Annotated in this window: 25 protein-coding genes; 2 read left to right on the top strand and 23 right to left on the bottom strand. The window is 67.1% G+C overall.

Annotated features, from left to right (window positions below; genetic code table 11):
• The 8 genes from WC493_RS07910 to WC493_RS07875 form a co-directional block, all read right to left on the bottom strand.
• Nucleotides 1-188 (bottom strand): hypothetical protein (locus WC493_RS07910; protein ID WP_373064309.1); only part of this gene is annotated, 188 nt, incomplete at its 3' end.
• A gap of 131 nt (nucleotides 189-319) precedes the next feature.
• The gene (locus WC493_RS07905) at nucleotides 320-1522 is read right to left on the bottom strand and encodes an acetyl-CoA C-acyltransferase (RefSeq protein WP_373064307.1); all 1203 of its coding nucleotides are present in this window, start codon (nucleotides 1520-1522) and stop codon (nucleotides 320-322) included.
• A 129-nt stretch (nucleotides 1523-1651) separates the two neighbouring features.
• Nucleotides 1652-2116: a MaoC family dehydratase gene (locus tag WC493_RS07900; protein WP_373064305.1), complete on the bottom strand. Its 465-nt coding sequence runs from the start codon at nucleotides 2114-2116 to the stop codon at nucleotides 1652-1654.
• Entirely contained in the window at nucleotides 2117-2992 is an 876-nt protein-coding gene (locus tag WC493_RS07895) for an SDR family NAD(P)-dependent oxidoreductase (RefSeq protein WP_373064303.1), read from the bottom strand.
• The gene (locus tag WC493_RS07890) at nucleotides 2985-3809 is read right to left on the bottom strand and encodes an acetoacetate decarboxylase family protein (RefSeq protein ID WP_373064301.1); all 825 of its coding nucleotides are present in this window, start codon (nucleotides 3807-3809) and stop codon (nucleotides 2985-2987) included. The genes WC493_RS07895 and WC493_RS07890 overlap by 8 nt, the downstream gene beginning before the upstream one ends.
• 82 nt (nucleotides 3810-3891) lie before the next feature.
• A complete protein-coding gene (locus WC493_RS07885) occupies nucleotides 3892-4899 on the bottom strand; it encodes an aromatic ring-hydroxylating dioxygenase subunit alpha (RefSeq protein ID WP_373064299.1) in 1008 nt (335 codons plus the stop codon).
• A 4-nt stretch (nucleotides 4900-4903) separates the two neighbouring features.
• Complete coding sequence (locus tag WC493_RS07880) at nucleotides 4904-6094, bottom strand: amidohydrolase family protein (RefSeq protein WP_373064297.1); 1191 nt, start codon at nucleotides 6092-6094, stop codon at nucleotides 4904-4906.
• A 140-nt stretch (nucleotides 6095-6234) separates the two neighbouring features.
• A complete protein-coding gene (locus WC493_RS07875) occupies nucleotides 6235-7881 on the bottom strand; it encodes an FAD-binding protein (protein WP_373064295.1) in 1647 nt (548 codons plus the stop codon).
• Between the two features lie 160 nt (nucleotides 7882-8041).
• Here WC493_RS07875 and WC493_RS07870 point away from each other — a divergent pair, with 160 nt between their 5' ends.
• Nucleotides 8042-8992 (top strand): zinc-binding alcohol dehydrogenase family protein, encoded by a 951-nt coding sequence (locus tag WC493_RS07870; RefSeq protein WP_373064293.1) that lies wholly within the window; start codon nucleotides 8042-8044, stop codon nucleotides 8990-8992.
• On the opposite strand, the gene WC493_RS07865 is transcribed toward WC493_RS07870, so the two are convergent.
• The 6 genes from WC493_RS07865 to WC493_RS07840 form a co-directional block, all read right to left on the bottom strand.
• Entirely contained in the window at nucleotides 8989-9756 is a 768-nt protein-coding gene (locus tag WC493_RS07865) for an SDR family oxidoreductase (RefSeq protein ID WP_373064291.1), read from the bottom strand. The genes WC493_RS07870 and WC493_RS07865 overlap by 4 nt on opposite strands.
• Nucleotides 9753-10172 (bottom strand): nuclear transport factor 2 family protein, encoded by a 420-nt coding sequence (locus WC493_RS07860; protein ID WP_373064289.1) that lies wholly within the window; start codon nucleotides 10170-10172, stop codon nucleotides 9753-9755. The genes WC493_RS07865 and WC493_RS07860 overlap by 4 nt, the downstream gene beginning before the upstream one ends.
• Nucleotides 10172-10933 carry an SDR family oxidoreductase gene (locus tag WC493_RS07855; protein ID WP_373064287.1) on the bottom strand — a complete coding sequence of 254 codons (762 nt, stop codon included), beginning with the start codon at nucleotides 10931-10933 and terminating at the stop codon, nucleotides 10172-10174. The genes WC493_RS07860 and WC493_RS07855 overlap by 1 nt, the downstream gene beginning before the upstream one ends.
• 23 nt (nucleotides 10934-10956) lie before the next feature.
• Complete coding sequence (locus WC493_RS07850) at nucleotides 10957-12726, bottom strand: FAD-dependent oxidoreductase (RefSeq protein ID WP_373064285.1); 1770 nt, start codon at nucleotides 12724-12726, stop codon at nucleotides 10957-10959.
• 81 nt (nucleotides 12727-12807) lie between these two features.
• Entirely contained in the window at nucleotides 12808-13296 is a 489-nt protein-coding gene (locus WC493_RS07845) for a nuclear transport factor 2 family protein (RefSeq protein WP_373064283.1), read from the bottom strand.
• A gap of 27 nt (nucleotides 13297-13323) precedes the next feature.
• Nucleotides 13324-14250: an alpha/beta fold hydrolase gene (locus tag WC493_RS07840; RefSeq protein WP_373064281.1), complete on the bottom strand. Its 927-nt coding sequence runs from the start codon at nucleotides 14248-14250 to the stop codon at nucleotides 13324-13326.
• Nucleotides 14251-14361: 111 nt separating this feature from the next.
• On the opposite strand from WC493_RS07840, the gene WC493_RS07835 reads away from it, so the two are divergent.
• A complete protein-coding gene (locus WC493_RS07835) occupies nucleotides 14362-15219 on the top strand; it encodes an SDR family NAD(P)-dependent oxidoreductase (protein WP_373064279.1) in 858 nt (285 codons plus the stop codon).
• A 229-nt stretch (nucleotides 15220-15448) separates the two neighbouring features.
• On the opposite strand, the gene WC493_RS07830 is transcribed toward WC493_RS07835, so the two are convergent.
• The 9 genes from WC493_RS07830 to WC493_RS07790 all read right to left on the bottom strand — a co-directional run bounded on the left by WC493_RS07830 (nucleotide 15449) and on the right by WC493_RS07790 (nucleotide 24071).
• Nucleotides 15449-15751, bottom strand: a complete 303-nt coding sequence (locus tag WC493_RS07830; RefSeq protein WP_373064277.1) for an SCP2 sterol-binding domain-containing protein — start codon at nucleotides 15749-15751, stop codon at nucleotides 15449-15451.
• Between the two features lie 53 nt (nucleotides 15752-15804).
• Nucleotides 15805-16587 carry an SDR family oxidoreductase gene (locus tag WC493_RS07825; RefSeq protein WP_373064275.1) on the bottom strand — a complete coding sequence of 261 codons (783 nt, stop codon included), beginning with the start codon at nucleotides 16585-16587 and terminating at the stop codon, nucleotides 15805-15807.
• Nucleotides 16588-16597: 10 nt separating this feature from the next.
• A complete protein-coding gene (locus tag WC493_RS07820; protein WP_373064273.1) occupies nucleotides 16598-17785 on the bottom strand; it encodes an acyl-CoA dehydrogenase family protein in 1188 nt (395 codons plus the stop codon).
• Entirely contained in the window at nucleotides 17782-18906 is a 1125-nt protein-coding gene (locus tag WC493_RS07815) for an acyl-CoA dehydrogenase family protein (protein ID WP_373064271.1), read from the bottom strand. The genes WC493_RS07820 and WC493_RS07815 overlap by 4 nt, the downstream gene beginning before the upstream one ends.
• A 127-nt stretch (nucleotides 18907-19033) precedes the next feature.
• Nucleotides 19034-19933: an SDR family oxidoreductase gene (locus tag WC493_RS07810; RefSeq protein ID WP_373064269.1), complete on the bottom strand. Its 900-nt coding sequence runs from the start codon at nucleotides 19931-19933 to the stop codon at nucleotides 19034-19036.
• 9 nt (nucleotides 19934-19942) lie between these two features.
• Nucleotides 19943-21094 (bottom strand): acetyl-CoA C-acetyltransferase, encoded by a 1152-nt coding sequence (locus tag WC493_RS07805; RefSeq protein WP_373064267.1) that lies wholly within the window; start codon nucleotides 21092-21094, stop codon nucleotides 19943-19945.
• 25 nt (nucleotides 21095-21119) lie between these two features.
• A complete protein-coding gene (locus tag WC493_RS07800) occupies nucleotides 21120-22145 on the bottom strand; it encodes an acyl-CoA dehydrogenase family protein (RefSeq protein WP_373064265.1) in 1026 nt (341 codons plus the stop codon).
• 11 nt (nucleotides 22146-22156) lie between these two features.
• Nucleotides 22157-23317, bottom strand: coding sequence for an acyl-CoA dehydrogenase (locus WC493_RS07795; protein ID WP_373064263.1), 1161 nt, complete (start codon nucleotides 23315-23317; stop codon nucleotides 22157-22159).
• Between the two features lie 4 nt (nucleotides 23318-23321).
• A complete protein-coding gene (locus WC493_RS07790; protein ID WP_373064261.1) occupies nucleotides 23322-24071 on the bottom strand; it encodes an enoyl-CoA hydratase family protein in 750 nt (249 codons plus the stop codon).
• Between the last annotated feature and the right edge of the window lie 3 nt (nucleotides 24072-24074).

The following is a 24074-nucleotide window of genomic DNA, read 5'->3' as shown; positions in this document are numbered from 1 at the left end:
ATCACCTCCCTCTGCTGTTCGAGGATGGTACGGCTGTCCGGCTTGTCGACCTTCGCCTCGACCATCGCCAAGTAAGTCGCATCGACATCGATGGCATAGCGCCCGGACGGCCCCTGGGCAGAGGCCAGGGCGTTCGTGGCGAGTGCCAGGCACGTGGCGGCGGACAGAAGGACAACGCGGACGGACATGACTTGGCTCCTCGGGCACACGGGCGCCCACGGCAATGACATTCCGTCAGTTTGAAAGCAAATGATGACCCGCTGGTAAACGCCGGCCACACGGCCGAGGTCCCCGCCGCCACGCGGCGGGGACCTCGGGATCAATAGACCTCGAACAGGCCGGCCGCGCCCATGCCGCCGCCGACGCACATGGTGACGACGACATATTTGACGCCGCGGCGCTTGCCTTCGATCAGGGCGTGGCCGGCCAGGCGTGCCCCCGACATGCCGTAGGGGTGCCCGACCGCGATGGCGCCGCCGTCGACGTTCAGCCGCTCGTCCGGAATCCCTAAGCGGTCGCGGCAATAGAGGGTCTGCACGGCGAAGGCTTCATTCAGTTCCCAGAGGCCGATGTCATCGACCTTGAGGCCGTGGCGGTCCAGGAGCTTGGGCACGGCGAAGACCGGGCCGATGCCCATCTCGTCCGGCGCGCAGCCGACGACCGCCATGCCGCGATAGGCGCCGAGCGGCTTCAGGCCCAGGGTCTCGGCCAGTTTCGCCTCGACCAGCAGGCTCGCCGACGCCCCGTCCGAGAGCTGGCTGGCATTGCCGGCGGTGATGAATTCGCCGTTCGGGACGACCGCGCCGCCGCTGTAGACCGGCTTCAGGGCACGCAAGCCCTCGATCGTGGTGTCGGCGCGCGGCCCTTCGTCGAAGGCCAGGGTCACGTCCTTATAGGTCGTTTCCTTGGTTTCCTTGTTGACGATCGCCATGCGGGTGGTGAGCGGTGCCAGTTCGGCGTCGAAGCGGCCGGCGGCATGGGCGGCCGCCACACGCTTCTGGCTCTGCAGCGAATATTCGTCCTGCGCTTCGCGCGAGATGCCGTAACGCCGGGCGACCACTTCGGCCGTCTCGATCATCGGCATATACATATGGGGGCTCTGGGCGATCACCGCTTCGGAGCGGGCGCGGAAGCCGTTCTTGTGCTGGTTCTGGACGAGGCTGATCGATTCGACGCCGCCCGCGACCACGGCCTGCATGCCGTCGTGGACGATCTGCTTCGCCGCGGTGGCGATCGCCATCAGGCCGGAAGCGCACATGCGGTCGATCGACATGCCGGCGACCGTCTCCGGCAGTCCGGCCGCGGCCGCGGTGAGACGGCCGATGTTATAGCCCTGGGTGCCCTGCTGGCCGGCGCAGCCCATGATGCAATCCTCGACCAGCGAGGGATCGATGCCGGCCCGGCGCACCGCCTCGGCCGCGACATGGCCGGACAGGGCCGGCGCCTCGGTATCGTTGAAGGCACCGCGAAAGGCCTTGCCGATCGGGGTGCGGGCGGTCGAGACGATGACGGCCTCGCGCATGGGGATCTCCTCCGTTTTATCTGTCTGTCCGCGTCATGGCCGGGCTTCTCCCGGCCATCCACGGCTGCTCGGTACCGCCGGTGTTCGCATGGATGCCCGGGACGAGCCCGGGCATGACGATACTTGTCTCTACGGGTAGAAGCGGCTGACGGTATCCGCGATGCAGGCCGGCTTGTCGCCGCCCTCGATCTCCACCGTAACGCGGATCGTCACCTGGATGCCGCCGTCGGGGGTTTCCTGGACCTTGACCAGCTCGCCCTTGCCGCGGATGCGGCTGCCCACCTTGACGGGGGCGAGGAAGCGGATCTTGTCGCAGCCGATGTTGACGCCCATCTTGAAGGGCCCGACGTCGACGATCTGCGGCAGGAAGCCGGCGATCAGCGAAAGCGTCAGGTAACCATGCGCGATGGTGGCACCGAACGGTCCTGTCTTGGCCTTTTCAACGTCGACATGGATCCATTGGTGGTCGTTGGTGGCGTCGGCGAAGAGATTGACGCGGCTCTGTTCGATCAGCAGCCAGTCGCTGGTGCCGAGTGCCATGCCCTCGCGACCGACGAGGTCGCGGGGGCCGGCGAATGTAACGGTTTCGGGCATTCAGATTCCCAAGGCAGGCAGTGGCAGTTCGCCCCGGGCGATGATGTTCTCGGTCCGGGTGCGCAGCATGGTATTCTGCGCCTCGGCTTCCGGGAACATCCAGAAACGGTCCGCCTTCACCGAAGCCAGGACGTATTCCGCCACTTCCTCGGGCTCGGTGAGTTGCAGCTTGAGGCCGGTCGCCGAGACGAGGTCGCGCATCGTCTTGTAGGCGGCAGAGCCGGTGTCCGAACCGTCCGAGAATTCCTTCGGGCGGTTGCGGTTACTGTCCATGATCCGCGTGTTGACGACATGCGGCCCCGGGAACAGCACGGCCGCCTTCAGCTTGGTCTTGGCGATCTGGAGCTGCCAGTGCAGCGTCTCCGAGATCGAAGTGACCGCCGCCTTGGTCGCCGCATAGATCGGCGTGTTGGGCAGCGGGAACAGGCCGCCGTTGAAGGAGGAAGTGTTGCAGATCAACCCCTCTTCCCCGCCTTCGATCATGCGCGGCACGAAGGCCCGGATGCCGTGGACGACGCCGATCACATTGACGGCGAAGCCCCAGTTCCAGTCCTTCATCGGCATTTCCCACATCTTGCGCTGGGCTTCGCCGAGGCCGACACCGGCATTGTTGAACAGGAGATGGGTCTTGCCGAAGGCGCCGTAGACGGCGTCCGCCAGGGCGACGACCGAGTCTTCCTTGGTGACGTCGGTCTTCACGCCGATCGCCTCGGTGCCACCCGCCTTGAGTTCGGCGACGGTGGCGTCGAGGGCGTTCTGGTCGATGTCGGCAATGGCGATCTTCATCCCCTCGCCCGCGAGCACGCGGACGAGGGCGAGGCCGACGCCGGAGGCGCCGCCGGTGACGACGGCGACCTTGGCCTTCAGATCAAGCATTGGCCACCTTCTTCTCGGATTCGAGCGGCACTTCGAGGCCCTGCACGGTCGGCTCGTCGAAGCGCTGATGCCAGAAGGCATCCAGCCACTCCGGCGGCACTTCGCGGAGAATCTTGCCGGAGGTGATCGAGCCGCCCTCGCAATAGGCCATTTCGAGGACCTTCTTCACGGGAACGTCGGCGATCGGATCGAAGGGGCTCTCGTTCAGCTTGATGGTGCCCGTGACTTTCTTCATGTCGGTGTATTTCCGCTCCCAGTCGAGCTGGGTCAGGAACACCGGGCCGTCGAAGCCGCCGCGGCGGGTGATCGCCGGCATGCCCTTGTAGCAGAAGAAGTTCTCGGTGAATTCGGCCGGCCCCATGGACTCGCCGATGGTGCCTTCCATCTCGATGAACTTGAAACCGTTGCGGGTGACCGCGACCTTGATCTTGCCGTCGGCGACGTCGAAATCGACCTTACCGATCTTCTTCGGCTCGCCGAAAATCTCGCGGCCGGTGATGACCACGAATTCGCCTTCCATCGGCATCGAGAGGACGTACCAGCCCTTCACGCCTTCGGCTTCGGAGGCGACGCCGACGGTGGCGGCGCCGATCTCGATCTTGTGGGTGTCCGAGACATGCATGATCACATGGGCGAACTGCACGAAGATCTTCGGCTCGGTCAGGACGAGCGGCTTCGGCAGCACGGCCGCCGCGATCTCGGGTTCGGTCTCGTAGATCGCGCGGAAGGTACGAACGGAGGTCCGCATCGAGGCGGAGCCGACACCACCGGTCGAGCCGGTCTTGCTCAGGTCTTTGACGTAACGCACCTTGGCCATGAGTATTTCCCCTCTTCTGCGGGCAATGCCCTGGTGGGCCGGGGAGAAAGACTCCCCGGCTGCCTTCGTTGACTGCGACTAGTTACTCGGCTGCTTCGCGCCGTTCCGTCTGCGGATAGAACTGCTCGAAGTACTCCCGGAACTGCATGATCGGGCCGTCGCCGTCGCACAGGATCGGGTTCTTGCGGTGGATCTTGTAGTTCCAGATCGGAATGTCGCCCTCGACCCCGGTCTGGCCGATCACCAGCGCGATCGCCATGCGGGCGATGTTGTATTCCATGCTTTCCTTGTCGAACTTGCGGTGCGTGAAGGCGAAGCGGAGTTCGACCTTTTCCCGCGTCACCGGCGTCGCCAGCACCATGAGCAGCGTGTCGGTGATGCCGGTGATGCGGGTGTACTTCTGGCCGGCGCCGTTCTGCACCGTCTCGACGCGGGTCGGGAAGGTCTTCATCTCGCCGTCGGGCATGGGCAGGGTCCGCTGCCCCTCGGCCATGGAACGCCGGATGTGACCTTCATAGGTGGTCCGGCCTTCCGGCACGTCGTCCATGCCGTGGACATAACGGAAGTGGGCGATGTCGACGCCGTTTTCCGCGATCTCCTGCGGGTTCGACAGGATCGTCCAGGCGTAGCGGTCCAGATCTTCCCACTTGCCCTCGGCGATCTCGCCGATTTCCGCGTGCTCGATCACGTCGAAGAAGGGCTCGACGCGATCGGGGTGGTACCAGGCCCAGATGACGTTGTTCTTCTCGACGATCGGCAGCGCCTTCATGCACGGCCGGCGCGACAGGATCGGCGGCATCTTGTTGGCATAGGGGACTTCGGTGGCCCAGCCTTCCTCGTTGAAGGCCCAGGCGTGGAAGGGGCAGCGAAGCCCCTTCTCGTCGATCTTGCCGCCGTGACCGAGGTGGGCGCCGAGGTGGGCGCAATAGGCCTCCATCAGGCCCGCCTTGCCAGTCAGCGTGCGGAACAGGACCAGTTCCTCGTCGAAATAATGGACCGTCTTCACGTCCCCCGCCGCGAGTTCGTCGGAGTAGCCGACGAAGAACCAGCCGTAGGGAATGTCCATGGGGAAGCGCTGGACTTCGGTCATGATCTCACTCCGCCGCCTGAGCCGTCGTCAGCCACTGGCGCTTCGGGCCGACCTTGGCCGCGATCGCATTCAGGGCGGGCAAATCGAGGTCGTAGACCGCCGCCGCCGACTTCCAGAAGATCTGGTCGAGATCAGCTTCCGGCAGACCGCCGAGGGAGATCTCCATCTTCGCCCGGGTCTGCGGCCAGCAACCCTCGGGATGCGGATAGTCCGAGCCCCAGATGACGCGGTCGAAGCCGAGTTCGCGGCAGGCGATGGCGGTGTCGCGGTCGGCCAGAGCCGAAGCCACCACCCACATGTTGCGGTGGAAATAGCCCGACGGCTTCATGGTCAGCTTGGCGCGATAATCGCCGAGCTTGCCCTCGGTGTGCTTGGCGCTGGCCCGGATGTCCATCAGCGTGTTCATCCAGTTGAACCAGAATTCCGACGCCTCGACGTAGAGCACCTTCAGCCGCGGGAAACGCTCCAGCACTTCACCATAGATGAACTGCCACATCGAGCGGGTCAGCCAGAAAGTATATTCCATCATGAAGCAGCCGATCGCGCCCGGCAGGTCGGCCATCGCCGGGGCGGCGCCCGAATGGAAATGGATCGGCATGTTCAGGTCCTGGCAGACCTTCCACACCGGATCGTATTTCGGGTGGTTGTAGGGGTCGAAGCCGTCGGTCATGCAGGGCAGCATCACGCCCCGCAAGCCGTTCTTCCGCGCCCATTCGATTTCCTTCACCGCAGTTTCGACGTCGAACACCACGGGAATGACGGCGAGGCCGATCCGGCGCGCCGGCGACATCTTGCAGAAATCGACCATCCAGCGGTTATGCGCCCGCGCACCGGCCCACAGCAGCTCAGGATTCGCCCCCTGGCAGCGCAGACCGACATCGGCGCCGAAGGGCGGCGCGTTGCGCTCGGTGATGCCGTCGGGGAAAAGGACTTCGGCGGCGACGCCGTCGCCGTCCAGCACCTTGTCACGAATGGCACTGTCCCAGACGCCGAAAATGTCGTTGCCGCAAGCAGCACGCCACTTGTCGTTGAATTCCTTGATCAGGAACTTCTCTTCCATCTTTTCACGGAAGGCGATTTCCTTGGGCAGGCGCTCATCGAATTCGGCGTGGTATTTGCTATCGAGATAGTCCCGATATTTCTCCGGCGGCAGGCCGGCGTGACCGTCGCCCGAAATGACTAGAAAGCGGTCCATCTCTTCCTCCGTCTCTTCTTTCTGTCGCCCCACGGTCCATTCACCTGGCGGCGGCTTGTTCTGATCTGCACCCTAAGCCGCCCCCCGACGAGGCGGAAGCCAACCGGGGCGAATACTCCGTTCGCGCCCGTGAACAATATTCAGCCGCTCGCCAAGTGGATCGCCGTGCGTCGGCCCGACCAGATGCAGTCGCCGAGCGAGAGGCCGCTGACATAGAAATTCGACGGCAGGCCGCGCGCCGTGCGCCCGACGGCATAGAGCCCGGGCACCGCCTCCCCCGCCTGGTTCAGGACGGCACCGCTCGCCTCGTCGACCGCGAGGCCGCCGAGGGTCAGCACCGGCAGCGGGAAGGTCGAACTGCCGGCGGAAATGTCGAGGGCGTAGAAAGGTCCCTGCGCGATCGCACCGCGCATCTCGTCCGACTTGCCGACCGGATCGGGGGCACCATGGCAGGCGGCGTTGTTGGCCTCGACGGAGGCCATCAGCACATCGGGCGCCATGCCGAGCTTGGCGGCCAGGGCGGCGATCGTGTCCGCCTTCTTGGCCATGGCCAGGATGTAACGCGCCGGAAAACTCTGGAAACCCCAGAGCGAGCCACCCGCGATCTCGGCCTTGGCTTCGGCCCGGAGGGCCGCGTCGAGGATGACGAAGGCGCGCCCGCCGCCCCGGCGCATCAGGGCATCGCCCAGCCTGGCGCCATATTGTTCCTCGTTGGTCAGGCGCCGGCCGGCGGGGTCGACCACGATGCCCTTGGCGAAGGCATGGGGCGGATTGATGAAGCGCCAGGCCGAGACCGAATTGGCCTTTTCCAGCCTGCCACCGGCCGACAGGCCGAGCCTGATACCCGAGCCATCACAGCCGGAGGAGCCGAGCGGGAAGCCCTTCAGGAATTCGGGCGCATGGCGTTCCATCATGGCCCGGTTCTTGACGAAGCCGCCGGCCGCCAGCACGACGCCGAGGCGCGCGCGGACGCGGAGCGGGGCGGCATGGCGCGCCTCGATCGCCGCCATGCGCCGCATCAGGAGGTCGGAGATGCCGGAAACCTGCAGCGCGATCACCCGGGCCCAGCGATGCAGGAAGCGATGGCGCCGAGCAGCGGCACTGCCGGGCGGCAGCGCCATCAGCTCGGCGCCGACGATGCCGCCCATGGAATCGACGATCAGGCGGCGCGCCGCCGTTTCAGTCCGGATGGTAATGCCGCGCGTCGCCGTGACGCGGGCCATCAGCGCTTCCATCATGGCCCGGCCCGAGAGCCAGGCGCCCTTCGCCCGGTGGCCGCGCGGGGCCGGCGGAATGTCGGCCCGGTTGGCCGGCACCATCTCGTTGCCCGAGAAATAGAGATAGTGATCCCGTGAGGGATAGGAGGTTTCGTGCGGCGCCTCGGCGGCATCGAACTGCACGCCGCGGGCCTCGAGCCAGGCCAACATGGCGGCGCTGCCGTCGCAATACTTCCGGATCGTTTCGGCCGAGACGGCATCGCCCACCTCGCGTGCGAGGTAGCGTGCCATGGCTTCTGGCGTGTCGCGGCGGCCGGCTTGAATCTGCTGCCGGGTGCCGCCGCCGGCATAGACGATGCCGCCCGAGAGCAGGCTGGCACCACCGCCGGAGAAACGGTCGACCAGCAGCACGTCGAGGCCGCGCTCCGCCGCCTCCAGCGCCGCGGCGGCCCCGGCCGCGCCATAGCCGATCACCAGGAGATCGCATTCGAGGTCGAAGCGCGCGGGCACCGGCATCGGCGCCTCGATCGCGGCGCAGCCCGGCGAGCGGTCCGCTGCCCCTTCGCTCATGCCTCTCCCCCGTTTCCTTCTGGTCTCATTGCCCGGCATTCTCGGCCCGTCGCGAGGCGACGCATCGTCCTCCTGGACTAGGGCGCGGCTTGACGGCGCGGAGCCCGCCGCCTATGCGTGCGTCGAGTTCCAGCGTCACCGCCGCAGAATGAATGCCGCCATGAAAGCCGCCGTCGTCCGGGCCAAGGGCCAGCCGCCCGTCTTCGCGGATTTCGAGATGCCGGCAACAGGCGTCGGCGAGCGCCTGGTCACGGTCACGGCCGCCGCCCTCAGCCCGCTGGCGCGCGCCCGCGCGGCCGGCACCCATTACAGCGCGGACGGCGGCTTCCCCTTCGTCGCCGGGGTCGACGGGGTGGGCCGCCTGGCCGACGGCACGCGCGCCTACTTCATTCTGCCGCGGGCGCCCTTCGGCAGTTTCGCCGAAGCCAGTGTGGCGCCGGCAGCGCAATGCGTGCCCGTACCGGACGGGCTCGACGACGTGACCGCGGCGGCGATCGCCAATCCCGGCATGTCGTCCTGGGCGGCACTGACCGAGCGCGCCCGCTTCCGCAAGGGCGAGAGCGTGCTGATCAACGGCGCCACCGGTGCCTCCGGCCGCCTCGCGGTGCAGATCGCGAAATATAGGGGAGCGGCGCGGGTCGTGGCGACCGGGCGCAATCTCGCCGCCCTGGACGAGCTCCGCGCGCTGGGCGCCGACGCCACGATCCCGCTCGGCATCGGGCCGGAGGCCCTCGCCGAGGCCTTCGCGGCAGCCTTCGCCGACGGCATCGATGTCGTGCTCGATTATCTCTGGGGTTCCAGCGCCGAACTGCTGCTGGCCGCCGCGGTGAAGGCGAGCCCGGCCGGCAGGGCGATCCGCTATGTCGAGATCGGCGCCGCCTCGGGTGCGGAGATCCGCCTGCCGGGCGCCCTGCTCCGCTCCTCCGGCCTGGAGCTGACCGGCAGCGGGATCGGCAGCCTGTCCCTGGAACGCCTGGCGGCCGCGGTCGCCGGCGTGTTCGAAGCGGCCCGGCCGGCCGGGCTGAGCCTGGCGACGCGCCAAGTTCCCCTGGCCGAGGTCGAGGCGATCTGGCCGCTCACCGATGGTGACCGGATCGTGCTGATCCCCTAGCCGTCGGCCTGGCCGAGGAAAGGTGGCTTCTCGCCGCCGCCGTGGACTTCGAGGGCGGCGCCGGTCACATGTTTCGCCATGTCGGAGGCGAGGAAGAGCACGGCGTCCGCGATGTCTTCCGGCACCGCCATGCGGCCCTGGGGCAGCGACGCCTCGATCCGGGCGAGGCCTTCGGCGCCGCCGTAGTGATCGAGCGCCGCCTCGGTCTTGATCATGCCGGCGATGATCGCGTTGACGCGGACGAGCGGCGCCCATTCCTGGGCCAGCGAGCGGGTCAGCGAGACGAGGCCCGCCTTGGCCGCGCCATAGACCGCGGTGCCGGGCGACGGCCGCACGGCCGAGACGCTGGCGATATTGACGATCGCCCCTCCCGAGCCCTGCGCCCGCATGGCGACGCAGGCCGCCTGCGAGAGATAGAGCGGTGCCAGCAGGTTGAGGCGCAGGATCGATTCGGCGAAACGGGGCGAGGCCGTCGCGGCATCGGAGGGCGGCGAGCCGCCGGCATTGTTCACCAGGATGTCGATCCGGCCGAAAGTCTCGACCGCCTTGGCGACCACGGCCTTGGCCTGGTCGGGATCGCGCACGTCCGCCGCCATGAAGAGGGCACCGCGCCCCATGGCGGCGGGCAGCGTTTCGGGCTCGTTCCGCCCGCAGACAAGGACATCGGCACCGGCGGCCAGCAGCCGGGCCGCGATGGTGCGCCCCACCCCCTTGGTACCGCCGGTGACGACCGCGACCTTGCCGGTGAAATCGAGTGCGCTCATGTCAGACAACTCTCGTCCCAATAGGCGCGCAGCCGGGTGATCTTGCCCTGGTCGTCGAAGGCCAGGGTCTCGAAGCCTTCGATCGCCACCTCGCCCAGGCCCGGCATCGCCATGGTCACGGTGAAATGCACCATGGCCTCGTTGCCGCAATGGACGATCCGATGCAGTTGGCTGGAGAATTGCGCCGGCCCTTCGTCCGAGGGCGACCAGAAGGCGCGGAGCGCCGCCTTGCCCTCATGCGCCGGCAGGCCGACCGGATCGTCCGCCACCGCATCCTCGGCGAAGAGGGCGGCGCGGGCGTCCTGGTCCTTCGTCGCGAAGGAAGCCAGATAGGCCCGCACCACGGCGTCGACATGCGCGCGCGTGACCGTCGCGGTCACGCCCTGCAGCATGCCGGTCAGCGCCTGCTTCAGCATCAGAACTCCGAGAAGCGGAAGTTGCCGTTGTCGATCGCGATGTCGGCGCCGGAGATGAAGCGCGACTCGTCCGAGACCAGGAACAGCACGAGGTTGGCGACGTCTTCGGGATAGCAGAATCGGTGCCCCATGGGCGACTGCTTGATCATCTCGAGGTCGGCGTCGGGCGGCAGGCCCATCTGCGCCAGCACCATGGGGGTCAGAATGCCGTCCGGGCAGAGGGCGTTGCAGCGGATCGCGTAGCCGCCGGTCTTGGCATGGGCATTGACGCTCCGGGTCAGGGAGACGACCGCCGACTTCGCCGCGGCATAGGCGAAGTAGTTGGGGCTGCCCAGGTGCGACGTCACCGATCCCATGTTGACGATGTTGCCGCCCTTTTCCTTCATGTTGAGGACGCCGTGCTTGCAGCCGAGATAGTAGCCGGTGACATTGGTGTTCAGCGTCTTCTGCCAGTCCTCGAAGGTCATATATTCGATCGAGGCCTGGATCAGGATGCCGGCATTGTTCACCAGCGTGTCGACATAGCCGAACTTGGCTTTGGCCTCGGCGAAGGCCTTCACCCATTCGTCCTCGACCGTGATGTTCAGGGGCAGCGCGATGGCCGCCTCGCCGATCGCCGCCGCGGTCGCCTTGGCCGCCTCGAAATTCACGTCGGTGGCGATGATCTTGGCGCCTTCCTTGGCCAGCAACAGGGCGTCGGCCTTGCCGGCCCCGCTGCCCGCACCAGTGATCATGACGACTTTGCCCGCGACGCGACCCATGAGGATACCCTTTCCCGTGTAACTCAACCGGCAACCTGGCGCAGCCGCTCTTCGGCCGGCAGGTTGCTTTGCTGCGCGGCGATGTCGTCGGCCGCGATGAATCCGAAGGTCATGGCCGGGCCGAGCGTGGCCCCCGCCCCCGGATAGGCGGCGGCCATGACGGAACCGGACGTGTTGCCGATGGCGTAGAGTCCGGCGATCGGATGGCCCGCCGTATCGAGCACCCGTGCCCGGGCGTCGACCTTGAGCCCGCCCTTGGTGCCGATGTCGCCGAGGTCGACGCGCACGGCATAGAAGGGCGCCGCCTCGATCGGGCCGAGGCAGGGATTGGGCGTCACGAAGCGGTCACCGAAATAGCGGTCGTAGACATTGTCGCCGCGGCCGAACTGGGCGTCCTTGCCGGTCTTGGCGTAACCGTTCATGTCGGCGACCGTCGCCTTCAGGGCATCGGCCGGCACGCCGATCTTGGCCGCCAGGCCCTCGACCGTGTCGGCCCGGTAATAGACGTTGTCCAGCCATTCGTGGGGCAGGCTGCGATCCGGTTCCATCATTCCCGGCATCAGGCCGCCGACCACGTATTTCTTGCGGAAGGTGGCGTCGAACACCATCCAGCACGGGCAATTGGCGCCCGTCGCCTTCTGGTCCTCGATCATGGCGTAACCGAAGTCATTATAGGAGATCGCCTCGTTCACGAAGCGCCGGCCCAGGCGGTTGACGATCACGCTGCCGGGCCAGCCGCGTTCCATGAACATGCCGACGCGGGTTTCCGTGTTGGGCGTATGGCGCGACGGCAGGCGCATGGTGGGCGCCCACCAGGCGAGATCCATGAATTCGACGTCGGCGCCCACCGCCCTTCCGGCCGCGATGGCGTCGCCCGTGTTGTTCGGATAGGGCGTGACGCTCCAGGCCTGCGAGGTCGGCCCGGGCAGGTTGGCTTCGCGCATCGCCTGATTGCGCTCGAAACCGCCGGCCGCCAGGATCACGCCGCAGCGGACATGGACTGTGATCTCCGCCCCGTCGCGCGAGAGGACGACGCCGGTCACCCGCTCGCCGTCGCGGATCAGGCGGACCAGGGCGGTGTTGGTGACCCGTGCCACGCCCCGCTTCACCAGGCCGCGCAGCAGCCCGCCGGTGAGCGCGTTGCCCATGGTCAGGCGGCGGTCGCGCCGGGTGCGGAAACGCTGGCCGAAATCGCCCCAATAGGCAGCGATCACCTTGAGCACCAGGAGCGGCCAGCCGGATTTCTTGGTGGTGATGGCGCGCGCTTCCGACACGGTCATGGAGACGCGGCCGAACAGTTTCATCAAGGCATAGGGTTCGCGCAGGCGGAAGAAGTCGTCGCCGAGCTCGGTGCCGTCGACCGGGCTGGGGTCCATGGTGCGGCCGCCCGGCAGGGAGCCGTCGCGTTCCGGATAATAGTCCGGATATTCCATCACCGCCTTGAAGCCGAGGCCGACCCGCTCGGCCGAATAGCGCACCATCTGCACGGCATTGTCGACATAGGCGGCCAGCTTGTCGTCGGGCACCAGGCCCTTGGTGCAGGCGCGGAGATAGTTGAGCGCACGGGCGCGGTCGTCCTTGGCGCCGAGGTCGTCGTTACAGGGCACCCAGATGGCACCGCCCGAAACGGCGGAGGTTCCGCCGAAACGGTCGCTCTTCTCGGCGAGGAGGACGGAGAGGCCGAGGTCATGGGCGCGGTTGGCGGCCAACATGCCGCCGGCGCCCGAACCGATCACGACGACGTCGACCGTATCGCCGTCGGCCACGGTACCGAAGCCCTTCGCCTGGGTCATCGCCTCTCCCCTGTTCATCGTTGCGGTCATTCTTGTCCGTGGGGACGCCCTGCCATCGTCCCCATGGACTAGGCCGCTACTTTAGCGGCCGAACATCGTGGTCTTCAGGCCGCCCTCGTCGTCGACCGCCAGCATCAGGGTCGAAGTCACCCGGAAGGTGGAGGCGGCGATCAGCCATTGGCCGTCGACCTTCACATAGTCGTCCTCGTAGAAGCCGCCGACCTGGGCGACCGAACGGGCCATCAGGTTGATCTGGTTGAAATAGAGGTCCCAGGTGCCGCGGGCCTTGTCCGGCCCGTCGAGACGGATGACTGGGTTCTGGCCGTGGTGCATGTCCAGGATCTGGTCGTTGCAGGCGATCATCGAGAACAGGTTGACGAAGGAATCGCGGCCGTCGTGCACGCCCATGAAGGCAGCGTCGATCTGCGCCTCGGGGGTGAAGCAGGCGCGCATGTCGTCCGGCTTCTTGTGGTCGCAGGCGCGCCAATAACGGTGCTTCAGCGTGTGGATCGCGGCCAGGTCTTCCAGCTCCTGGATGCGCTGCGCCAGGCTTTCGATCGTATGGGTCATTGTTGTCCTCCCCTTGGCCGGGGGAGGTTAGGCGCCCGCCGCCGCCGCCGCCTCGCCCGAATGGACGAGATCGCCGGCCTCCGGCACCTCTTTTCCGTCGAGCCAGGCGGCGATCATGGCGTTCACCGTCTCCGGCGCTTCCTGTTGGACCCAATGCGAAACATTGGGCAGGTAGCGCAGCGTCAGCTTCGGCACCAGCTCCTGGGTGCCGAAGGTGGTCTCCTTGCCGAGGGCCGTGTCCGCCTCGCCCCAGATCATCAGGGTGGGGATCTCCAGCTTGGGCACCGGGATGGCGCCGGGCGGACGCAGGCGGATGTTGGCGCGGTAGTAATTCACCATGGCGGTGAGCGCGCCGGGTTTCAGCGCGTTCCGACGATATTCTGCCAGCACCGCGTCGGGGAAGCGGCTCTTGTCCACCGCCATGTCGCGGAAGGCGTCGCCCACCGCCTTGGCGCCGCGCGCGCCCAGCACCAGTTCGGGCAGCCAGGGCAGTTGGAAGAAGAACATGTACCAGGAGCGGCGGAACTGACGGAAGGTCCGCAGGGCTTTGAAGAAGAGCGTGGGGTGCGGCATGTTCAGGATGACGAAACGCTCGAGCGGGCGCAGCCGGCGCAATGCGAAGGCCCAGGCGATGGCGCCACCCCAATCGTGCGCGACCAGGGTGACCGGGCCGGAAATCCCCCGCGCCCTTGCCGCGTCGATCAGCCCGGCGACATCGGCGCAGAGCTTGTCCAGCGTATATTCGGCGCGCCCCAGGGGCCGGGTGGTATTGCCGTAACCCCGCAGGTTGGGCGCCCAGACCGTGTAGCCGCGGGCGGCGAAGACCGGGATCTGCGCCCGCCAGGAATATTTCGATTCGGGAAAGCCATGCAGCATGAGGGCGAATTTCTGCCCCGTGCCATCCTGATCGACTTCGAAGTCGAGCCCGTTCGCCGAAACCAGGATCGTTTCCATCGCTCTCCCCCTCGCCCCTGCCGGAGTCTCTGGCGCCCCCCTAATTGGTATGGACGATGCGCCTTGTCCAATCTCTACCAGAATCCGCCGGATAACAGGGGAGGATTCACCATGGCATCGGGTCGGGTTTCTGTGGTCACGGGGGCCAGCCGCGGCCTCGGCCGGGGCATCGCGCTGGCGCTGGGAGCGGCCGGCGACACGGTCTATGTCACGGGGCGCAGCGTCGACGCGCCGACCGGCTCCTGGCCCGGCACCATCCACGAGACCGCCGAGGCGATCACCGCGGCGGGCGGCAAGGGCATCGCCGTCGCCTGCGACCACCTGGTCGACGAGCAGACCAAGGCCGTCTTCGACCGCGTGCTGGACGAGCAGGGCAGGCTGGACGTCCTGGTCAACAATGCCTTCGCCATGCCCGACATGTCGGCCCTGCCCGGCAATTTCTGGGAACGCGAGCTCGATGAATGGAAGCTGCAGATCGACATCGGCCTCCGCTCCTCCTATGTCGCCAGCTATTACGGCATTCCGCTGCTGATCAAGGCGGGCAAGGGGCTGATCGTGAACACGTCGTCGCCCGGGGCGAAGGTCCATCTGCACCCCCTGCCCTACGGCCTTTCGAAGATCGGCCATGACAAGCTGGCGGCCGACATGGCGCCGGACGTGGCGCCCTACGGCATCGCGGCGATCTCCTTCTGGCATGGTCTGGTCAAGACCGACCGGGTGAAGCTCGGCCTCGAGCATTTCCCCCAGATGTTCGAGGCGATCGGCGGCACCGCCGGGGCCGAGACGCCGGAATTCGGCGGCCGCATCATCGACGCGATCTGGAACGACGCCGACATGATGCGCCTCTCGGGCGGCACCTTCTATACGTCCGAGCTGGCCCTGCATTACGGCATCGTCGACGAAGGCGGCCACCAGCCGATCTCCTTCCGCCAGTTCTTCGGCGCGCCGATCTTCGAGAAGGCTATCTGATCCCCCTGGCGATCCCGACGGACCCGTTTTTCCGTCACGTCCCGGTGCGAGCAGCCTGCCGGAAGTCGCGGCGGGTATTAGAGCCGGCGTTGTCACGTCGGCGTGCCTCCGGTGAGCCGGCCCCCTCCTGACGCCGCATTGGCCTGCTGCCGCGGTGTCAGGCCGACCGAAAAGAAAAGGGCCGCTGCGTTTCCGCAGCGGCCCCGATCGACGCAGAAGCGTCAGACGATCACTTGAAGATCGTCTGCAGCTTCATGGCAACGCCCATGTTGCCCTCGACCTTGATCTTGCCCATCATGAAGGCAGTGGTCGGGTTCAGCTTGCCGTCGCCCAGGGCCACGAAGTCGTCCTTCGAGATCTTGATCGTGCAGTCGGCGGCCTTGTCTTCGTTCGAGACCGAGTTCGGCACGGACTTGCCGTCGACATAGATCACGCCTTCGCCCTTGAAGTCGAACTTCACGGACGCGCCGAGGCCGGAATTGTCGCCGACGCGCTTCTTCATTTCTTCGGTGATGGTAGCCAGATCGCTCATTGGGTCTCTCCTCCACAAAGGACGCTTGGGGTTATGACGTTTGGCGGGCTTCGTCAAGCATGTTGACTCGAAACTGACACCACTTCGCCCGTCATGTAAGTGGCGTATTCGCTGGCCAGGAAGACAATAACATTGGCGATCTCCCAGGTCTCGGCCGCGCGACCATAAGCTTCACGCGACGTCAACTGCGCCAGCAACTCGTCGCTGGTGACGCGGTTGAGAAATTCATGCATCGCCAGACTGGGGGAAACCGCGTTGATACGAATATTGTGCTCGGCCGCTTCCATTGCAGTGCAGCGAGTCAGGGCCATGACGCCCGCCTTGGCAGCGGCGTAATGGGCTTGCAGCTTCTGCGCGCGCCAGCCCAGCACGGATGCGTTGTTGACGATGATTCCCGACTTGCGCGCCATCATGTGCGGCAGCATGGCGCGCATCATGCGGAAGGTCCCGGTCAGGGTGACGTCGAGCACCAGGTTCCACTGCTCGTCGGTCATCTCGACCAGCGGCGCCGAACCGCCGAGGCCGGCATTGTTGACGAGGACGTCGACATGGCCGAGGCCGGCGATCGCGGCCGCCACCAGGGCATCCACCTCGGCCTGTTTGGTGACGTTGCAGATCTGGGTCAGCGGGCGCTTGCCGGTCTCCGCCTCGATCCGCGCCGCTGCCTCGCCCAGGCGGCGTTCGTGGATGTCGGAGATCATCACGGTGGCGCCCTCTTCGGTGCAGCGCTTCGCGGTGGAGAATCCGATTCCAGTGCCAGCGGCGGCCGTGATCAGCACGGTCTTGCCCTTGAGGAGGCCGTGGGCGGGCGGATAGGCGGGGGTCGGTGCGGGCATGATGGGGACCTCAGGCGCGCTGCTCGCGGGGCATACCGAGGGCCCGCTCCGCGATGATGTTGCGCTGGATTTCGTTGGTGCCGGCGTAGATCGTGTCGGACCGGGTGAAGAGGAAGAGCTGCTGCAACGGCGTCAGTTCGTAAGTGCCGGGGCCGCCTTCGGCGATTTCCGCCTCCGGCCCCAGCACGTCCATGGCGAGCTTGCCGAGATCCCGGTGCCAGGTCGCCCAATAGAGCTTGGAGACATAGGCCTCGCGCGACAGTTCCGGCTTGTCGGCCCCGGCCAACATGCGCAGCGCATTGGCCCGCATCACCTCGAGGCCGATCCAGGCATCGGCCAGGCGCTGGCGAATCGCGGGATCGCGCGCCCGCCCGTTCGCCTTGGCGATGGCGATCACTTCGCCGAGCTGATTCTTGAACGCCATCTGCTGGCCGAGCGTCGAGGCGCCCCGCTCGAAGGCGAGTGTGCCCATGGCGACCTTCCAGCCCTCGCCCGGCTTGCCGACGATATTCTCGGCCGCTGTCTCGGCACCGTCGAAGAAGACTTCGTTGAATTCGGAGGTGCCGGTCATCTGCTGGATCGGGCGGACCGTGATGCCCTTCTGGTGCATGGGCACCAAGAGATAGGAGAGGCCGCGATGGCCGCTCGAGCCTTCCTCGGTCCTCGCGATCACGAAGCACCAGTCCGCGACATGGGCGAGCGAGGTCCAGACCTTCTGGCCCTCGATCACCCATTTGTCGCCGACCAGGCGCGCCTTGGTCCGCACATTGGCGAGGTCGGAGCCGGCATTGGGTTCGGAATAGCCCTGGCACCAGAGCTCGTCACCGCTGAGGATCGGGGGCAGGAAGCGCTTCTTCTGCTCTTCCGTGCCGAAGGCGATGATGGTCGGCCCCGCCAGGCCTTCACCGATATGGCCGACCCGGCCCGGCCCGCCGGCCCTGGCATATTCCTCGAAAAAGATCACCTGGTGCGAGAGCGGCGCGCCCCGCCCGCCGACCGATGCCGGCCAGCCGACGCCGGTCCAGCCGGCAGCCCCCAGATGGCGTTCCCAGGCCCGCCGTTCCTCGAAGAAGGCGTGTTCGTCGCCCGGACCGCCGCGGAACTTCAGGGGGGCGAAGGAACCGGTCAGGTTCTCGCGCATCCAGGCCGCGACTTCGGCACGGAAGGCTTCGTCTTCAGGCGAAAAGGCGAGTTTCATTGCGCCGCCTCCGCCGTGTCGTCGAGGCCGATCAGGCGCGCCACCCGTTCGCGGTGGAAGGCGGGATCGCCCAGCACCTGCTCGATCGCGCGGGCATTCTTGAAATAGAGATGCACGTCGTATTCCCAGGTGAAGCCGACCCCGCCGTGAAGCTGGATCGCCGTCGCCGCGCAATCGAAATAGGCGCGCGAGCACCAGGATTTGGCACCGGAGGCCGCCCGTGCCAGGGCAGAAAGATCGCCGTTCGGCCCCGTCTCGTCGGCGACGCAGGCGGCCCAATAGGCGGCGGAGCGCGCGGTTTCGACCGCCAGCGCCATGTCCGCGCATTGATGCTTCACGGCCTGGAAGGAGGCGACCGGCCGGCCGAACTGGACCCGGCCCTTGGTATAATCGACCGTCATCTCGAGGCAGCGTTCAGCGGCACCCACGGCGAAAGCCGCCATCATGGCCGCCGCCCGGTCGAGCGCCAGCGTCAGCGCTGCGCCGGCATCGGCCGAAACCAGGGCACCCGCGGGAAGGCGAAGGCCCGCCATCTCGATCTCGGCGAGGCGGCGGGTCTGGTCCATGGTCGGCAGCGCCCGGCGGGTGAGGCCCGGCGTTTCCCCCGGCACGGCGAAAAGCGCCGTCCGCCCGTCCGTCCCTTCGGCCGCAACCAACAGGAGATCGGCCCTTGCGCCGTCCGGGACATGGCGCAGGCTTCCGGTCAGGCTGTAACCACCGCCGTCCGCGACGAAAGTGACTTGACCCTGGGCATTGGGACCGGCCAGGGTCGCCGTCACGTCGCCCGCAGCGAGTGCCGCCAGATGCTGCGTCTCGCCCAGCGCCGAGAGGAGATTGGCGGCCAGCACCACCGTCGCCTCGAAGGGTGACGGATAGAGTACGCGGCCCATTTCCTCGCAGAGAATCGCCAGCTCGACGAAGCCGAGGCCGGAACCGCCCGCCTCCTCGCCCGCGATCAACCCGGTCCAGCCCAGCGCCACCACCTCTGCCCAGAGGGCGCGGTCGTAACCTTCCGCTTCCGCCATCACACGGCGCACATGGGTCGAGGTCACCTGCTCGCCGAGAAAGGCGCGCGCGGCGTCGCGGATCATCACCTGGTCTTCGGTGAAGGCGAAATTCATGAGGGTCGCCCCTCTGCCGTCATGCCCGGGCGCGTCCCGGGCATCCACGCGAACACCGCCGGCAACGAGGGCCCGTGGATGGCCGGGACAGGCCCGGCCATGACGGAAGGTGTGCCGCCCCAGAGGCTCACGAGCCCCAGACCTTCTTCACCGGCGCTTCGCGCGCCAGCAGGTCGGCCATCACGGGACCGAGTTCCGCCGGATCCCAGCGGGCGCCCTTGTCGACTTCCGGACCGTCGCGCCAGCCGTCGGCGAGGCAGATGCGGCCGCCCGAAACCTCGAACACCTTACCGGTCACATGGGCCGATTCGGCCGAACCGAGCCAGGCCACCAGGGGCGCCACATTGGCCGGGGCATTGACGTCGAAACCGCTCTCCGGTGCCTTCATGGCATCGCCGAAGGCTTCCTCGGTCATGCGGGTGCGCGCCGCGGGGGCGAGCGCATTGGCCGTAATGCCGTAACGCCGGAGTTCCGCCGCCTGCACCAGGGTCAGCGAGGCGATGCCGCCCTTGGCCGCCGAATAGGCCGCCTGGCCGATCGAGCCCTGGAGGCCGGCACCGGACGAGGTGTTGATGATGCGGGCGTCGACCTTCTGGCCCGCCTTGCTCTGGTCCCGCCAGTAGCGGACGGCGTGGTTGGCGACACAGAAATGGCCGCGCAGGTGGACGCGCATCACCGCGTCCCATTCCTCGACCGTCGCATTGGCGAACATGCGGTCGCGCAGGAAACCGGCATTGTTCACGATGACGTCGAGGCCGCCGAAGGCATCGAGCGCCGTCTTGACGATGGAGCCCGAGCCTTCCCAGTCGGCGACATCGGCGTAATTGGCGACCGCCTGGCCGCCCGCCGCCTTGATTTCCTCGACCAGGGCGTCGGCGGCATCCGAGCCGCCACCCGTGCCGTCCCGCGCCACGCCGAGGTCGTTGATCACCACCTTGGCGCCTTGCTTGGCGAATTCGAGGATATATTCGCGGCCCAGGCCCCGGGCGCCCCCGGTGACGGCGACGATACGGCCTTCACAGATCATCGCGTGACCTCACAGCCGCTCGATGATGGTGACATTGGCCTGGCCGCCGCCTTCGCACATGGTCTGCAGGCCATAGCGGCCGCCGGTGCGCTCCAGCGTGTTCAGGAGGGTGGTCATCAGCCGTGCCCCCGTGGCACCCAGCGGGTGGCCCAGGGCGATGGCGCCGCCATGCGGATTGACCTTGGCGTGATCCGCCCCGGTCTCCTTCATCCAGGCCATCACCACGGAAGCGAAGGCTTCGTTGATCTCGACCGAATCGATGTCGTCGATCTTCATGCCCGCCTTCTTCAGGGCATATTCGGTGGCCGGGATCGGCGCCGTCAGCATCCACACCGGATCGGCACCGCGCACCGACATGTGATGGATTCGCGCGCGCGGCTTCAGGCCGTGTTCCTTCACCGCCCGTTCGGAAGCGATCAGGATCGCCGCCGACCCGTCAGAGATCTGCGACGACACGCCGGCGTGCATCCGCCCGCCTTCGCGCAGCGTCTTCAGCGTCGCCATCTTTTCGAGGCTGGTGTCGGGTCGCGCCGTCTCGTCACGGGCGAAATCGCCGATCGGTGCGATCTCGGCATCGAACAGCCCGCCTGTGACGGCGGCATGGGCGCGCTGGTGCGAGGCGAGCGCGAAACGTTCCATCTCTTCCCGGCTGCACTGCCACTTCTCGGCGATCATCTCGGCGGCGCGGAACTGCGAGACTTCCTGCGTGCCATAGCGCTTGACCCAGCCTTCGGAGCCCGAGAACGGGTCCTTGAAGCCCAGCGGCTCGGCCGCGACCATGGCGTAGGCGATCGGGATCTGGCTCATGTTCTGGACGCCGCCGGCGACCACCAGGTCCTGTGTGCCGCTCATCACGCCCTGGGCGGCGAAATGCACCGCCTGCTGGGACGAACCACACTGGCGATCGATCGTGGTGCCCGGGATTTCTTCCGGCATGCCGGCGACCAGCCAGCAGGTCCGCGCGATGTCGCCCGCCTGGGGGCCGAGGGCGTCGACACAGCCGAAGACCACATCGTCGACCGCCGCCGGGTCGATCCCCGTGCGATCGATCAGCGCCTTGATCGCATGACCGCCGATGTCGGCCGGATGCATGCGGGCCAGGCTGCCGTTCCGCTTGCCGATCGGGGTGCGGACGGCGTCGATGATATAGGCTTCAGCCATGGGACCGTTTCCTCGAAACTTATACTCAGGGGGCAAATGTGGCATCGGCACCGATGGCCGCATCGTCCGAAAGGACCATTCGGGCCAGCCGATCCAGGTGGTAGTGCCGGTCACCCCAGGTGCCGGCCAGCGCCCAGGCGCGCTTCATGAAGAAGTGGAGGTCCACCTCGTAGGTGTAGCCCATGGCGCCGAAGACTTGGATCGCCGTGCGCGCGGCCAGGGCGGCGGCATCGACCGCCGCCACCCGCCCGTGCGAGACGTCGCGGGGGGCGAGCGTGAAGGCCGCCTTGTAGACCGGCGCCTTGGCGAATTCGATCGCCACCTGAACACTCGCCAGATGGTGCTTCACCGCCTGGAAGGAACCGATCGGCTTGCCGAACTGCTGGCGCGTGCGGGCATAGTCGGCCGCGAGGTCGACCATGGTCTGGGCGAGGCCGAGGGCCTGGGCCGCCGCCGCGACGGAGCCGAGATCGAGCGCCCGCTCCCACAAGCCGGACTCGGTCGTGATCAGCGTCTCGTTACCCGGAGTCCAGGCGACGGCGGCGATACGGCGCAGCGGGTCGACGCTGGTCTCCACCGTCAGGCGGACCGCGGCGGCCGGCACCAGATGGAGCGACTCGCCGTCGCCCAGCAGCAGAAGGTCGGCCCCCGCGGCATCGGCCACGAAGGGATCGCAGGGGTGGCCGATCGCCACTTTGGTGGTGCCGGCGGCGATGCCCTCCAGCACGGCGGCGATTTCCGCCCGCCCGGCGTAAGGGATCAGCAGCGGCACCACGATGCCGATCTGGTCGACCAGCGGCTCCGGCAGGGCGGCCCGCCCCGCCTCTTCCGCGATCAGCACATAGTCGACCAGGGAAAGGCCGAGGCCGCCCTGGGCCTCCGGCACGGTGAGACCGGTCAGGCCCATCTCGACCAGCTTGGCGTAACGCTCGGCCGAACGTCCCTCGCCCGCCGCGGCGGCACGGACATGGGACGGGCTGCATTCCCCGGCCAGGAATTCCCGCACCGTGTCGCGGAACAGAAGCTGGTCTTCGGTAAAGGCGAAATTCATGTCCTCGCCCCCTAGCGCGGCAGGTTGAGCAGGCGCTCGGCGATGATGTTGCGCTGGATCTCGTTGGCGCCGGCATAGATCGGCCCGGCCAGCGAGAACAGGAAGCCCTTGATCCAACGGGTGATCTCGTCCGCCTCGTCGACCCCGCTGGCCAGCAGCTCGGCCCTGGCGCCATAGATCGAGAGGGCGGTCTCGTGCATGGACCTGTCGAGTTCCGACCAGAAGATCTTGTTGAGGCTCGCCTCCTGGCCGATCTTGCCGCCCGCGATCAGCCGGCTGGCGGTCATATAGGTGTTCAGGCAATAGGCTTCGGCATCCATCCAGGCCTTCAGCACCTGGTCGCGCACGGCCGGGGAAACCCGGGCGCCGTGTTTGCGATAGAGCTGCACCAGGCGGCGCGCGGTCTCCTGGAAGCGGGCGGGGCTCCGCAGCATCAAGCCGCGCTCGAAGCCCGCCGTGGCCATGGCGATGTTCCAGCCCTGGCCTTCGCCGCCCAGGCGGTTTTCCACCGGCACGCGGACATCGTCGAAGAAGAGTTCGGCAAAGCCGGGCTCCCCGTCCAGCTGCGGGATCGGCCGGCGGGTAATGCCGGGGGTATCGAGCGGCAGAAGGATGAAGCTCATGCCGTGGTGTCGGCTGCTCTCGGGATCGGTCCTGAACAGGCCGAAGCACCAGTCGGCGAAGGCGGCGCGGGTCGACCAGGTCTTCTGGCCGTTGATCACGTAATGATCGCCGTCGCGGATCGCCTTGGTGCGGATCGCCGCCATGTCGGAACCGGCACCGGGTTCGGACCAGCCCTGCGCCCAGATGTCGTCGCCCGCCGCCATGCGGGGCAGGAAGCGCGCCTTCTGCTCCGGCGTGCCATATTCCATGAGGGTGGGGCCGAGCAGGAAGATGCCGTTCTGGTTGACCCGGCCGGGGGCGCCTGCGCGGTAATATTCTTCCTCGAAGATCAGCCATTCGATGAGGTCGGCGCCGCGCCCGCCCAGCTCCTTCGGCCAGGTGATCATGGAGAAGCGGCCGCTGTTCAGCACCCGCTCCCACGCCCGGTGCTCCTCGAAGCCTTCCTTGGTGTCGTAGGACTTCAGCGGCTTCGCCGGCACGTGTTCGGCCAGCCAGGTGCGGACCTCGGCCCGGAATTCCTGCTGTTTCGGGGTGTAGCGGAGCTCCATGGGATCAGCCGAACTTGGCGTCGCGCTTTTCGACGAAGGCGTCGCGCGCCTCCTGGCTGTCGGGCGACGTATAGAGTTCCAGGGTGAAGCCCTGCTCGAAGCGGTAGTTGCGCTCGATGTCGACGGGCTCGATGCCGTTCAGCGCTTCCTTGGCGAGGCGAAGGGCCTTGCCGCTCTTCGAGGCGATCTTGGCCGCGAGGCTCCGCGCCGTCTCGACCAGTTTCTCGCGCGGCACCACTTCCTCGATCGCACCCCATTTGGCCATTTCCGCGGCCTTGATGCTCTCGCCCGTGTAGAACAGGCGGCGCACCTTCTGGAGCGGCAGCATGCGCAGGAAATGGGAGGCGCCGCCCATGGCGCCGCGGTCGATCTCCGGCAGGCCGAAATAGCTGTCTTCCGAGGCGACGATGATGTCCGCCGCGCCAGCGAGGCCGATGCCGCCACCCAGCACGAAGCCGTGGGTCGCCGCGATCACCGGCACCTTGCAGCGGTGCACGGCTTCGAAGCTGTCGTAACAGCCCTTGTTCACCGCGACGATCTTGCTGCCGTCCGCCGCCAGTTCCTTGATGTCGACCCCGGCGCAGAAGCCGCGGCCTTCGGCGCGCAGGATCACCACATTGACCGAGGGGTCCTCGCCCGCCGCCTTGATCGTCTTGGCCAGATTGTTCCAGCCGGTCGAATTGAAGGCGTTCACCGGCGGCTGGTTCATCACCACTTCGGCGATGCGGTCGGTCACGCTGTAGGTGAATTCCATGGG

Source organism: Zavarzinia sp. (assembly GCF_041650655.1).
Taxonomy (GTDB): Bacteria; Pseudomonadota; Alphaproteobacteria; order Zavarziniales; family Zavarziniaceae; genus Zavarzinia.
Note: the sequence above shows the minus strand (reverse complement) of the source record. Positions and strands in the feature narration are given on the sequence as shown.